The sequence below is a fragment of the Cryobacterium sp. 10I5 genome (genome assembly GCF_035019865.1).
In the GTDB taxonomy this organism is placed as follows: domain Bacteria; phylum Actinomycetota; class Actinomycetes; order Actinomycetales; family Microbacteriaceae; genus Cryobacterium; species Cryobacterium breve_A.
In genome coordinates, this window is sequence record NZ_JASJVI010000016.1 from 14,122 (window position 1) to 27,398 (window position 13,277).

Below are 13,277 nucleotides of genomic sequence, written 5' to 3' on the forward strand. Positions count from 1 at the left end.
CGCGCGCTACCCCTCCCTGGCGAGCCGTTTCGCCCGGGCGGCCGAGGACACCTGCGCTGTCACGACGACGACGAGCGCGAAGATGAAGACGGCGGATGCGATCACGTTCGCCTCGGCGGGGATGCCGCGGGCCGCCGAGATGTAGATGTACTTCGGGAACGTCGTCACGGCGCCCGAGTTGAAGTTCGTGATGATGAAGTCGTCGAAGCTCAGCGCGAACGACAGCAGGGCGGCGGCGAGGATGCCGGGGACGAGCAGCGGGAGCGTCACCCGGAGGAAGACCTGGGTCGATGACCCGTAGAGGTCCCGCCCGGCCTCCTCGAGTGCGGGGTCGAGGCTCGCGACGCGGGCCTTGACGGTCACGACGACGAAGCTGATGCAGAACATCGTGTGCGCGAGGATGATCGTGGTCATGTCCTTCGCGACGCCGAGCGACAGGAACTGCGCGGCGAGTCCCGCGCCGAGCACGACCTCCGGAGTGGCCATCGGCAGGAACAGCAGGAGGCTCGTCGCCGAACGGAACCGGAACCGGTAGCGCACGATCGCGATCGCGATCATCGTGCCCATCACGGTCGCGAGCACGGTCGCGACAGAGCCGATCACGAGGCTGTTGCCGAACGCCTCGCAGACCGCACCGTTCTGCACGGCGCACACGTTCAGCCACTTGTCGAAGGTGAACCCGCGCCAGGTGATGTTCGACTTGAGCGAATCGTTGAACGAGAAGACGAACGTGTACGCGATCGGAACCATCAGGAACAGCAGGGCGAGGGCGGAGTAGACCGGCAGCAGCCATCTGCCAAGGGAGATTTTCACAGCAGTTCCTCCGTGCCCGCGCGCTTGACGTAGATTCCGACGATCACGAGGATCACGCTCATCAGGATGATCGAGAGCGCCGCGGCCGCCGGGTAGTTCAACAGCACCAGGAAGTTGGCCTCGATCACGTTGCCGATCATCTGGCTGTCCGGCCCGCCGAGGAAGTCGCGACTCGCGTTGACGTAGTCGCCGGCGGCGGGGATGAAGGTCAGCAGGGTCCCCGCGACGATCCCGGGCATCGACAGCGGGATCGTCACCTTGCGGAACACCTCGAACGGGTGCGCGTACAGGTCGCTCGCGGCCTCGAGGTAGCGCAGGTCGAGCCGCTCGAGTGTCGTGTAGAGCGGAAGCGTCATGAAGGGGATGAAGTTGTAGGTCAACCCGAAGATGACGGCGATCGGGGTCCCGGTGAGGTGGGCGTCCGGTGCGAGCAGCGAGACGGCCTTGAGGCTCGTCACGACGAAGGACTCGTCGGAGAGCAGCTGCTTCCACGCCAGGGTGCGCAGCAGGAAGCTGATGAAGAACGGGGCGATCACGAGCACGAGCATCAGGCTCTGCAGCAACGGCCAGCGCCGGGCGGTCACGCCGATGAAGTACGCGAGCGGGTAGCTGAACAGCAGGGCGAGCACCGTCGCGGCGAGGGCGAACACGAAGGAACGCACGATGTGCGGCCAGTAGTCGGTGACGACGTCGACGTAGTTCTGCCAGTTGAACGCGTAGGTGTACTGGCCGATGTCCCCGAATTCGGCGGGAGCCTGAAACGAGGTGATCAGGAGCGAGACGAGCGGCGTCAGGAAGAACAGGACGAGGTAGAGGATGCCGGGCAACAGCAACAGGAGGGCGACCCGGCTGCGTCGCCGCGGGGCCGGGTCTGCCTGCGCAGTCGTGGTGGCGAAGGCCGCGAACGCCACTAGGCCTCCTCGAGCTCCGTGACGAGGGACTCGCGACGCTGCGCCGCGATGCTCCGGGTGTCCGTGTCCGCGGCGAACCGCGGTCCGGCTCCCGGAACCGGTTCGTCTTCGAGGCCGAAGCCGTGCTCGACGTGCCAGTCCAGCCACACCTCGTCGCCGACATCCGCCACCGGGCCGAAGGCCATGTTCTGGGCGAAGACGATCAACGTGCCGATGTACGGCACGGCGACGAGGTACTGGGTGCTCACCCCGCTGAACGACACGTCGATCACCCGGCCGGGGCCCATGACGTTGCGGTCGGCGGCCTCGACCGGCGCCTTGCGGTGCAGCCACATCTTCTCCGGCCGCACGCCGATCGTGACCTCGCCGGCGTGGCGGTGCGCCCGGTCGGCGGGCACGATGACCCGGTGGCCGGCGATGTCGACCGTGATCGAGGTGCTCGTGCTGCCGACGACGGGCCCGGTGAAGAGGTTCGACTGGCCGAGGAAGTTGGCGACGAACGCCGTCTTCGGCAGCTCGTAGAGCAGCTCGGGCGCGCCCATCTGCTCGATGCGCCCCTTGTTCATCACCGCGATGGTGTCGGCCATGGTCATGGCTTCCTCCTGGTCGTGGGTGACATGCAGGAAGGTGAGGCCGACTTCTTCCTGGATGGTTTTGAGTTCGAGCTGCATCTGGCGGCGCAGCTTGAGGTCGAGGGCGCCGAGCGGTTCGTCGAGCAGCAGGAGTGCCGGCTTGTTCACGATCGCCCTGGCGAGGGCGACCCGCTGCTGCTGTCCACCGGACAGCTGCTGGGGCTTGCGCGCGGCGAGGTGGTCGAGCTCCACGAGCCGGAGCGCCTCGTGGGCCTTGCCGACCGGGTCGGCGATCTTCCGGCGGCGGAGTCCGAAGGCGACGTTCTCGAGCACCGTCATGTGCGGGAAGAGCGCGTAACTCTGGAACACCGTGTTGACCGGTCGCTGGAAGGCCTTCTGCTGCGTGACATCAGCCCCGCCGATCAGGATGCTGCCCGCCGTCGGCTCCTCGAGGCCGGCGACGAGCCGGAGCGTCGTCGTCTTGCCGCAGCCGGAGGGGCCGAGCAGGGCGAAGAAGGACCCGGCCGGGATCGAGAGATCGAGGTGCTCGATGGCGGTGAAGCCAGGGAAGCGCTTCTGGATGCCGACCAGTTCGAGGTCGGCGCCGGCTTCGGCGAATGCGCCGGATGCCACCCTAGGCTCCCAGCAGGATCGACTGGAAGTCGGCGCCGTACTTCTGTTCCTCTGTCCCGTCGAGGGTACGGAACACGTGCGCCTTCGCGAGGGTCGCGTCGTCGGGGAAGATCAGCTGGTTGTTCGCGAGCTCCGGGTCGATCGCCATTGCGGCCTCCTTCGCGCCGGCGACCGGGGTGATGTAGTTCACGTATGCGGCGACCTCGGCCGCGACCGCTGGCTCGTAGTAGTAGTTGATGAGCTTTTCGACGTTCTTCTTGCGCGGGGATCCGATCGGCACGATGAAGTTGTCGTTCCAGAGCGTTCCGCCCTTCTCGGGTACGGCGAAGCCCCATTTGTCGCCGTTCTCGGCGTTGAGCTGCACGATGTCACCAGACCAGACGATGGCGGCGAGGGTGTCCTCGTTGACGAGGTCCTCCTTGTAGGCGTTGCCCTTGATATTGCGGACCTGGCCGTTGGCGACCTGCTTCTTGAACTCGTCGATCGCGGCGCCGAATTCGGAGTCGCCCCACTTTCCGGAGATGTCGACGCCCTGGTCGAGCATGATCAGGCCCATCGTGTCGCGCATCTCGGAGAGGACGCCGACCCGGCCCTTCAGGCTCGGGTCCCACAGCTCGGAGACCGACGTGAAGCCGTTGGGGAGCTTCTCCTTGTTCCAGGCGATCCCAGCGAAGCCGCCCTGCCAGGGCACGCTCATCGAGCGGCCGGGGTCGAAGTCGACGTCCTTGAGGGAGGGAACCAGGTTGCTGAGGTTGGGGATGTTCGCGTGGTCGAGGCCCTGGGTGTAGCCGAAGCGGATCAGCCGGCCGACCATCCAGTCGGTGAGGCACGCGACATCGGCGCCGATGTCCTTGCCGAGGGCGAGCTGGTCCTTGACCTTGCCGTAGTACGTGTTGTTGTCGTCGACGGCTTCGGTGTACGCGACCTTGATGCCGGTTTCCGCGGTGAACGCCTCGAGCGTGGGGTAGCTGCCGGCGTCGTCTACGTCGATGTAGAGCGCCCAGTTGTCCCAGCGGATGGTCTTGTCCGCATCGGAGACATCGGCGGCCGCGGAGGGCTTGGCGGCCCCGCCGGTGGAGCACGCGGCGAGGGCGAGGGCCGCGGCGCCGGCGCCGGCCCCCGCGAGCAATGTGCGACGGCCCAGGGTGGCCTGCTGGGCCTGGCGGACGAGCTGGCGAATCATCGGGTCGGCTGGCAACGGCCTCGGCATCATGTCTGGGGTCTCCTTGCGGTTTCGGCGAGCGAACACCCACACGGCGACGGGTGAGTTGCTAGATACTGACACAACGCGGCCGGTTAGTCACGGCTGAGTGTCCAAATCGTCAATTACGTAACGCAGTTGTCACGAAATCAGCAGTATCGGGGTCGTTTGGCACTCGAAAAGGGCGCTTGAACGGGACTCGGCCGGGGTGAGCGGATGACCCCGGACGGACAGCCGCTCACGTTCGGCCGAAGGCCACCCGGCTGAGTCTGCCTTCGGGCGACAGGGACCAGAGATGCCCGCGGCCGGGTGCAACGGGAGGCGGGAGATCTCGCCGGCGGGTCAGCATGCGGTAGTCGGCGAGGGTGCACCCGTCGAAGACGAGGGGAGCACGCACCCGGAGCGCGGCCAGGAGCGACCAGTTGGCCTGCCACGTCTCGGCATCCCCGATGAAGACGGTCGCCGCTCCCGGCCGCGCCAGGGCTGCCTCGGTGTCGACGGCAGCGGCTCGAGCCGTCAGCTCCACGATGTCCGGGCGCGCGGCATCCGCTCGGAGATCTGCGGCCGCCCGGGCCGGGGACCCGCTGACGAGGATGATCGAATCGCCCGCCCCGAGACCCAGAACGGTCGCAGTCGCGCGCGATTCGGGGCCGGTCACCGCACGGTCCCCGACAGCGCCGACCTGCGATGCGCCGTCCGGTACCGCACTGCCCGTCACCGCACGCTCCGGGGCGAGCACCTGGATACGCCGGCCGCGCCACTGTCCGCCGCCGGGGGGAAGGGCCGGGTCATACTGGGCTGCCTGCCCGCCTGCCGCGAGGTGTTCGGCGCGATCGGGAAGGCGAAGCAGCAGATGGTCCTGGCACAGCGCCGCCAGGTTCTGGAGCGGCCCGTTGAGGCGTTGCGCCGTGATCAGGACGTGCATTCCGAGCGGCAGTCCGTCGCGGAGCAGGCTCGCGAGGCACTCGAGGGCCGCCTGTCGGTGGTCGGGCTCCCAGCGGGCACAGACCGAATCAAGATCGTCGAGCAACAGGAGCCTCGCCCGGCCGGCGCGGCGGTCCCGGCCTTCGCCGGTCCGATCGGTGCGAACCCGGCCAGCGCCTCCCCGGTCGATCCAGCCGCGCGCCTCGGTGAGGGCGTCCCAGACCGCTTCGACGTCGGGAGGGGGCCAGCCGAACCGCTCGTGCGCGGCGCGTGCCTGGGACGCGAAGACGGCGAGCACCGAGGTCTTGCCGCTCCGTGCTCCCCCGAGGACGAACACGTTGCCGTCCCCTGGGCCGTACCTGGCCACGCTGTACCGTTGCCGGTCCGGCTCGTCGATCAGTCCGAAGCGGAATCCATGTTCCGCGGCCGGGGTCCGGTCCGGCGCATGTGTCTCCCAATCGGGCCTGCCGAGGTCAGGGAGCCCGTCGAGGTCGGCGAGGTTCACCCGGGCGGGAAGCGGGTCGAGCCAGGGCCGGCGAGGGGGCAGGGGCCGCACAGCCCCTCCGTCACCGGCTGTCCCGGCAGCCGCGGCCAGGGCTTCGATCTCCGCGGCCGAGGTGACGACGACCTGGCAAGGCTCCGGACCGCCGTCTCCCCACGAGATCAGGGACCGACCGGGAGCGGCGGCCGGAATGGCGGCGGCTGAGTCCGTCCCGATCACGGCCTGACTGTCCGCCGCATTGTTGACCCGCAGCGAGATCCGCAGGGTGCAATTGGCGAGCAGGGCGTCCCGCACGACTCCGGCGGGGCGCTGCGTGCAGAGCACCAGGTGCACTCCGAGCGATCGGCCCCTGGCCGCAATGTCGACGAAGAGGGCGTGGAGTTCCGGAAACGACGCGAGCATGGTCGCGAACTCGTCGACGACGATCACGAGCCGCGGCAGTGCGTTCTTCCCTGGCTCGTGTCGAGGCGACCCCGGCCCGCCGAGGGCACGCAGTTCGGCCAGGTCCCGCGCTCCTGCCGCAGCGAGCACGCGCTCGCGGTGACGAAGCTCCGCGGCGAGGCTCGCGAGGGCACGCTCCGCCTGCCGCCCGTCGAGGTCGGTGACCAGCCCGACACAGTGCGGCAACGCCGCGAGCGGCCGGAACGCGGCACCGCCCTTGAAGTCGATGAGCAGGAACGTGACCTCGTCGGGCGACCGCTCCTCGGCCATCTGGCAGACCCAGCCCACGAGCAGCTCGCTCTTGCCGCTCCCCGTCGTACCGCCGACGACGGCGTGCGGCCCCTGGCCGACCAGGTCGAGCGTCACCGGCCCGTTGGTGCCGACACCGATCGCGCAGGCCAGTCCCTCCCGGCCGGCCGCTTCCCGCACCGCGGCGAGCGGATGCCGGGCGAGCACGGCCAGGTCGGCGCGCGTCACCCGCGAGGGTAATGCACGATGCCCGCCGAGAAGCCCCGCCGTCGCAGCACGCTCTCGGAGCAGCCGGGCGAAGCCGAGCGCCTGTTCCCTCGTGACGAACTCCGGCCGAAAGTCCGGGAGCTGGCCCGACCCCCGTAGAGACCCATGATCCGCAGGGTTCCCTGGGCTTTCCGGGTGCTCGGATTCTGCCAGGAAGAGCACCTCGGCCCGGGTCGCACTGTGCAGACGCACGACCGTCGCGCAGCCGGGCGGCACGTCGACAAGGTCCGCGGCCAGCAGCAGCCAGGGCACCCGCGGGTGTCCCGGTGGCGGTTCGACGGTGGGAGCGTGGTTGCCGGCAACCGGGATGCCGGTGAACCGAAGCAGGACAACCTTCCGGGCTGCCTCCCCGGTGCTTCTGCGGTCACCGGGCCCAGCGGCCGTCACGGGATCCGAGTGCGCTACGCCGCCCGCACCGGTCGTGTGCGGCAGAGCCCCTGTCCACGCCCAGTCGTCGTCCGGCCGATCCGCAACAACCGGTTCGAGGGCGAATCGGTCGGGCGCCAGGGTGAAGGCAAGCTGAACGAGCAGCGCCCGGGCGAACGCGCGCACGAGGGCGGCGGGCCCGACGAGGGCGACGCCGCCGGAGGCATCCGCCGTGATGGGTGCATCGGTGAGTGTGGCGGCCCAGGCCCGCAGCTCCCGCTCCGAGCCGGTTCCCTCGAGACGGATACCGCTCGCCGCGCTGCCCGATCCCAGCACTACGGGTATTCCCCCCGCGGTCCGAGACCTCCAGCGGGATGCCCGGTCCGGCGTTTCGAGAAGTTGGGACGCCGACGGGGTCTCCCGCCGGCGGCGCCGCCGCACCTCGGACTGCCGCTCGCTGACCGCGGTCCGCAGCTGGGCGAGTGCAACGGCGTGCGCGGCGGCATCGCGGCGGCGGGTACGGCGGGCGGCCCGGCGTCCGTCGACCATGCTCGCGACGGCGATCACGGGGCCGAGCACGGCGAACAACAGCACGAACGGCGAACCGGTCACGAACCAGATCACGCCGGCCGCCACGAGGGGCGCAAGGGAGGCGATCACCGGGAACGCGGCGGGAGCGGGTTCCGTCGGCGAGGCGGGCAACGACAGCGGTTCGTCAGCAAGGAAGGTGGCGGTCACCCGGCCAGAAGAACACCGGAAGAGCACTCACACGGGCGACCGACCGCATCCGTGCACGGGGAGCGGGGCGGTCTGGCTGGTGAGGAGAATCGCCCTCCTGGCGACCCGGCCGACGGAATGTCGCTCGCCTGCCCGCGAGATCCTCAGCTGACCTGGAAGTACTGGTCGCCGATCTCGACACGCGATCCGCGCGGCACGAGGTAGCGGCGGCCGGGCTCACAGCGCACCATCGTCGCGTCGGGGCGGCGGATGACGGTGCCGTTGCCCGAGAAACGGTCGTTGACCCAGAGTTCGCCGTCGTGTTGGCCGAACTCGAGGTGGGTCTTCGACACCGACATCCCGGGATCGACGATCTGCACCAGACGGTCGAAGTGCTCGCTCGGCTGGGGCATCGGCCGGCGTCCGATCAGTCCGGTGCCGCGCACTTCGAGGTCCTCCCCGGTGCTGAACTGCAGCACGAAGGCGCTTCCTGCCGTTGCGGTGTCGCCACCGGTGAGGGCGACGTGGGATCCGTGGGCGTGCGCGCCCTGACGCGACGGGGGCGCGGGGTTCACGGGGTGGAGGCGACGCCCGGGTGCGAACGGTGACGACCATTCGACCTCGGCCTCGGCCTCGGCTTCGGCTTCGGGCGACGTCACGGCACGCGGCGGGGCGGACGGCCCAGCTTCCTCGGGGGATCCCGGGCCGGCCGCAGCGGTGCTCACCGGAATCGAGACAACGGTCGGCCGGGGTCGCAGCGGCTGGATGATCGTGGTGTCGTTCGGACGCGGATCGTGGCGCTTGCGCGTCTTCGGGGTGGCCTTCGTCGAACTGCCGCACTCACCGCAGAACATGGCACCGACACTCAGCGGCGCCCCGCAGATCAGGCAATTCACGAAACGGCTCCTTCCTTCGGCCGGTCGGGGCGGGAAACCCGGTGCCCGCTCGGCGTGCCCCGATTCGCAGGTGGAACGGATGCCCTCCCAGCGTAGCGAGCGAACGACCGCAGCGAAATGAGGGCTCTGAGCCGGTCCCTGCGGGTGCGCCCGGCGGCAAGCGCGGACCGCAGGTCTCCGACCATTCTCCAGATCTGGTCTGCGACGGCGTCGCTCGGCCGCCCCGGCGCGAAAACCGCCCGGTCGACCGCGACCGCCGCCGCAACGGGCGGCTCTCCGCCGACCGCCTCGGCCAGTTCGAGTCGGGTCGCTCCGACGGGCACATCGATGCCGAAGTCCGCAGCGGTGTCCGCGAATTCTCGCCAGCCGCCGCGCACCCGGTCGAGCGCCCCGCCCCTGCCACGGCGGAGCCTGCGCCGACGTGCCTTCGCGAGGATCACGACCAGGAACGGGCCGGCGACCACCAGGGCGGCGAGAAGCGTCCAGCCGGTGATCGTCAGCACGGTGACGAGCAGCGCCATCAGCGGGGAGAGCGGGGCCGGTGGCGTTTCCACGGCATTCTCCGGAGTAGCGGGGTCGCGCTGTGCCGTGACGCTCGGAACGAGCGGCGGAACCACGGTCTGCGGTCGCGACACGATCTGGGGCCGGTCCGGCTGCTTCTCGGGCACATCCCGCACGGCGGGAGTGGGGTCGATCGTCACCCAGCCGTCCGACGCCGTCTGGACCTCGATCCACGCGGACACATCGGCCCCACGCACCACCACCGGCGACGCCCCGTCTTCGGCGCCTCCGCGTTGCTGCGGGGCGAACCCCATGACCACCCTGGCCGGGAAACCCAGCCGACGCGCCAGCAGCGCGGCCGCGACGGAGTATTGTTCGGCGTCTCCGAGCATGGGCTCGTCGGTGAACAGTTGGCTGATCCGGTCCAGTCCGTGGCCCGACCGGCTCACCGGCTCGTCCACACCGATACCGTGACTCACATATCCGTCCGCCCGCAACCCGTCGATCATGGCCTGCAATTGCACGCCGGGCGGGTCCCCCGCGCGAACATATCCCGCAAGCGCCTCTTCGACGGAGTCGGGCAGGGCCTCGAGAGCGGGAAGCGCAGCCGTGCCCGGCGTGAGCGTCGCGAGCGATCCGGGCGCCCGTGGCACGACCGCGGTGGCCGTGTAGGAGTCGCCGGCGTTGAGCCCCCCGAGAACGGCGGCGGTCCCCGTTCCGTCGTTGTAGTAGAACGCGTCGGCCCTGGCCGTGCCGGTCTTCCCGGCGAAGCGGATGCGTTCGAGCTGCCCGGTCCCCGGGACCCAGACTCCCGCGTACCCGTCGATGGTCACGGCGATCGACGACGGGTCCCCGGCGACCCCACTCTGGTCAAGCCGGTCGGGCAGGCGGGTGAAGGAGTTCGCCGCACCGTCGAGGGAGTAGACGATTCCGTTGTACGAATCGAGGGCGGCGAGCCGCAGCCGTCCCCCGTCCGGTAGGCCGGTCACCGACAGCATCACGGAGTCGGCCTGCCCCGGCTGCAGGTAACTGCGGAATTCGCTCAGCGGGCTCGGATAGTCGTTCGGGTCGAAGGGCTGCTGCACGCGCGCCCGGACGACGTCCCGGGGTACCTGCACCGGGAAGGCAACGGCAGCCGCGGTGCCGACCCCGATCGCGAGCGCGGTGATCAGCGCCGCGGACAGCGCTCCGCGGGCCGCGTTGAGCCGGCGTGCCGCTCCCGTCTCTCGGGTCCGCGCGGACTGCCGGGCGCCGGAAAGACCGAGCAGGGCCCGCCGACGTGCCGCGCGCTGCCAGAGCAGCCAGAACAGCAGCACGACGAAGAGAGCGAGACCGGTTTCGATCGGGGCGAACCCCACGGTCGGCCCGAGACCGATCCCGGCGAGGTAGAGCGCGATCGGTCCGAGGGCGCCGAGCTCGCCGATCCGTGCCCGGAGGGCGATCGAGAGCCCGACGACGGTGCTCGACAGCACGAGAATGAGGGCGGGTACCAGCAATGCCTGGTACGACCCGACCGGGAGCACAATCGTGACGAGCTCTTTCCAGCTCAGCGCAGTCGCCACGGCGAGGTCGCCGAGCCCGGCGAAGCTCGGCACCACGCCCTGCGTCGCCTCTCCGGGGATTGCGAGCGGCACGCCGACGAGGAAATACACCGCGACCGTGACGAGCGAGACGAGCCACGCCCGCCAGCGGAACACCGTCCCGAGGATCGCAATGCCCGAACCGAGCGCCGCGGCGACGACGACGAGCACCACGAATTCGCGATTCGCATAGACCGGCCAGAGCGGCACGGCCGCGACCAGTGTCGCGAGCAGCAGGGCGGTCGTATTGCCGGCGATGGAGGCGGCGGATGCGCGCGACCGGCCGGGTGCCGCTTTCCCGGTCATGCGGCGACCCCCCTGGCGAGGCTGTGCTGCAGGTCTTCGAGGAAGCCGATCGTGAGCACGGTGAGGTCGGCGACCCGCCGGAGGCTCGGAACGGACTCTGTCGCGCAGATGACGGCCACGACTTCGACCCCGCCGGGGAAGTGGGTGGCGGCTGCGCGCAGCTCGGCGAGGCTCACGGTGGAGCCGTACACGAGGAAGGCGACGGAAATGCCGGCGACGGCATCCGCTGCGGACTGCGCGAGTGCGCCGAGGGGCAGCGCGTCGGCGGTGCGGTCCACCCGGCAGAGGTCGTCGAGCAGGCGCGTGCTCGTCAGGGTGCTGAGCCGTTCGGCCGCCGGGCGCCGCCTGGCGCCGCCACGGCCCGGCCGGTGCCGCCCCTCGCCTTCGCGGGCTGCGCCCGGGCGGCCGGCACCGGGTGCACCGGCGCTCGTGAACACGGACACCGTGCGCGCGTCGCGGATCGCCCGTACCCCGAGCGAACCCGCAACGCTCACGGCGAGCTCGAACTCCTCGTCGTCGGCGAAGTCGTCCGCGGCGAGGCTCAGCGCGACCAGGAGGTGACTGCGCCGGGACTCCTCGTACTGGCGCACCATGAGGCGGCCGGTCTTCGCCGTGCTCTTCCAGTGGATGCTGCGTCGTTCATCCCCCGGCACGTATTCGCGCAGGGCGTGGAACGACATGTCGAGGTTGGTGAGGTCACGGGTGGGGTGCCCCTCGAGGTCCCGGATGAACCCGGTGCTCATACTCGGAATCGGGAGGGTGCGCGGGTGCACGAAGAGGTCGACCCGTTCGGCCCAGACGAGTTCCCTACGTACGAGACCGACCGGGTCGGCGCGCACCGTCCGCACCGGACCGATCGGGATGATCCCGCGCCGCAGGGTCGGGACGATGAAGACGTCCTCGAAGCGTGCGCCCCTGGCGAGCCCCGGCATCGCGAACTCGGCGAGGCCGAGGCCGACGGGAACCTCGACCCCGACGCCCGGCAGCCGGCGGCCGCTCGGGTTGAGCACGACCAGTTCACCGGGAACTCTCTCCCCCACGACGACCCGGTCCACCGGGACCCTGAGCCGGATCTGGTACGCGTTGCGCCCGAAGAGAAAACCGAATGAGGCCAGCACGAGTGCGAGTCCCGCCCAGCCGAGCACCGCGAGTTCGGTCCAGCCGAGCAGGTAGCCGGCCCCGAGGGCGAGGGCGGCGGATGCGAGCACACTCCAGCCGAGGACCGTGACGACGGCAGTGGCGAGCCGCCAGGTCCTCGCCGACCGTGCGACGGTCGCCCGGACGGCACGGACCGAGTGCACGAGCAGCGCGGCGAGACGGCCGTCGGCGGTGTCCTCGCCGAGGCCGTTCGAATCTGCGCCGCCCTGATCGCTCACGCGGACTGCCGGTCCCCCGGCGGAGGGGTCTCGATCAGGATGCGGGCGATGATGCTCGAGGGTGTGACACCGTCGAATTCGGCCTCCGGATCGAGCAGGAGCCGGTGCGCGAGGACGGGCTCCGCGAGCTGTTTCAGGTCGTCCGGAATGACGTAGTGCCGCCCGTTGGCCGCGGCGAGGGTCTTCGCGGTGCGGATGAGGGCGAGGGCCCCGCGCACGCTCGCACCGAGACGAACCGCGGTACTCGTGCGCGTCGCGTCGACCAGGCGGGAGACGTAGTCGTTGATCGAGGGGTCGACGTGGACCGTCCGGGCGAGCGCGGCCAGTTCGACGACCGTCGCGGCGGAGACGACGGCCGGGATGACGACCGCGTGTGCGCGACGTCCGGCGCCCTCGAGGATCCGGATTGTCGAGGCATGGTCGGGATAGCCGATCGACGCCTTCATGATGAAGCGGTCGAGCTGGGCCTCCGGCAGCCGGTAGGTGCCCGCCTGCTCGACGGGGTTCTGCGTGGCGATCACCATGAACGGTTCGGCGACGGGGTGCGTCACCCCGTCCGCGGTGATCTGTTCCTCCTCCATCACCTCGAGCAGCGCCGCCTGGGTCTTCGGGCTCGCGCGGTTGATCTCGTCGGCGAGGACGATGTTCGCGAACACCGGTCCGCGGTGGAATTCGAAGGCGCCGCTGCGCTGGTCGTAGATGCTGACGCCGGTGATGTCCCCCGGGAGAAGGTCAGGCGTGAACTGGATCCGGTTGCTGGCGCCCTGGACACTCTGCGCGATCGCCCGGGCGAGGCTCGTCTTGCCGGTGCCTGGCACGTCTTCGAGCAACAGGTGGCCGCCGCTGAGCAGCGCGGTGAAAGCCATCCTGATCACGTGGTGTTTGCCGAGCAGCACCCGTTCGACCCCGGAGACGAGCCGTTCGAAGACCTCGGCGAACTGCTCGGCCTGCCCGGCCGTCATTGTCGCGGGCGCCGCCTGGTCGGTCGGGGTCGTCAGGGCGTTCATCGGTCCGGTCCTTGG

The 13,277-nt window shown here is 70.1% G+C and carries 9 protein-coding genes; all 9 read right to left on the bottom strand.

Annotated features, from left to right (window positions below):
• Positions 1–6: 6 nt before the first annotated feature.
• Complete coding sequence (locus QN350_RS06840; protein WP_281535479.1) at positions 7–813, bottom strand: ABC transporter permease; 807 nt, start codon at positions 811–813, stop codon at positions 7–9.
• Complete coding sequence (locus tag QN350_RS06845; RefSeq protein ID WP_322137615.1) at positions 810–1,724, bottom strand: ABC transporter permease; 915 nt, start codon at positions 1,722–1,724, stop codon at positions 810–812. Before QN350_RS06845 ends, QN350_RS06840 begins: the two co-directional genes overlap by 4 nt.
• Positions 1,724–2,929 (bottom strand): ABC transporter ATP-binding protein, encoded by a 1,206-nt coding sequence (locus QN350_RS06850; RefSeq protein ID WP_322137616.1) that lies wholly within the window; start codon positions 2,927–2,929, stop codon positions 1,724–1,726. Before QN350_RS06850 ends, QN350_RS06845 begins: the two co-directional genes overlap by 1 nt.
• Before the next feature lies 1 nt (position 2,930).
• Positions 2,931–4,142, bottom strand: coding sequence for a spermidine/putrescine ABC transporter substrate-binding protein (locus QN350_RS06855; protein WP_322137617.1), 1,212 nt, complete (start codon positions 4,140–4,142; stop codon positions 2,931–2,933).
• A gap of 226 nt (positions 4,143–4,368) precedes the next feature.
• Positions 4,369–7,617: an FtsK/SpoIIIE domain-containing protein gene (locus QN350_RS06860; RefSeq protein WP_322137618.1), complete on the bottom strand. Its 3,249-nt coding sequence runs from the start codon at positions 7,615–7,617 to the stop codon at positions 4,369–4,371.
• Between the two features lie 143 nt (positions 7,618–7,760).
• Positions 7,761–8,492 (bottom strand): FHA domain-containing protein, encoded by a 732-nt coding sequence (locus tag QN350_RS06865; protein WP_322137619.1) that lies wholly within the window; start codon positions 8,490–8,492, stop codon positions 7,761–7,763.
• A complete protein-coding gene (locus QN350_RS06870; protein ID WP_322137620.1) occupies positions 8,489–10,879 on the bottom strand; it encodes a transglutaminaseTgpA domain-containing protein in 2,391 nt (796 codons plus the stop codon). The genes QN350_RS06865 and QN350_RS06870 overlap by 4 nt, the downstream gene beginning before the upstream one ends.
• Complete coding sequence (locus QN350_RS06875) at positions 10,876–12,255, bottom strand: DUF58 domain-containing protein (RefSeq protein ID WP_322137621.1); 1,380 nt, start codon at positions 12,253–12,255, stop codon at positions 10,876–10,878. The genes QN350_RS06870 and QN350_RS06875 overlap by 4 nt, the downstream gene beginning before the upstream one ends.
• The gene (locus QN350_RS06880; RefSeq protein ID WP_322137622.1) at positions 12,252–13,262 is read right to left on the bottom strand and encodes a MoxR family ATPase; all 1,011 of its coding nucleotides are present in this window, start codon (positions 13,260–13,262) and stop codon (positions 12,252–12,254) included. Before QN350_RS06880 ends, QN350_RS06875 begins: the two co-directional genes overlap by 4 nt.
• Positions 13,263–13,277 lie beyond the last annotated feature (15 nt).

Bases quoted from the DNA above. Each gene is read 5' to 3' on its own strand.
- QN350_RS06855 (WP_322137617.1), bottom strand. From the start codon at position 4,142: ATGATGCCGAGGCCGTTGCCAGCCGACCCGATGATTCGCCAGCTCGTC.
- QN350_RS06870 (WP_322137620.1), bottom strand. From the start codon at position 10,879: ATGACCGGGAAAGCGGCACCCGGCCGGTCGCGCGCATCCGCCGCCTCC.
- QN350_RS06880 (WP_322137622.1), bottom strand. From the start codon at position 13,262: ATGAACGCCCTGACGACCCCGACCGACCAGGCGGCGCCCGCGACAATG.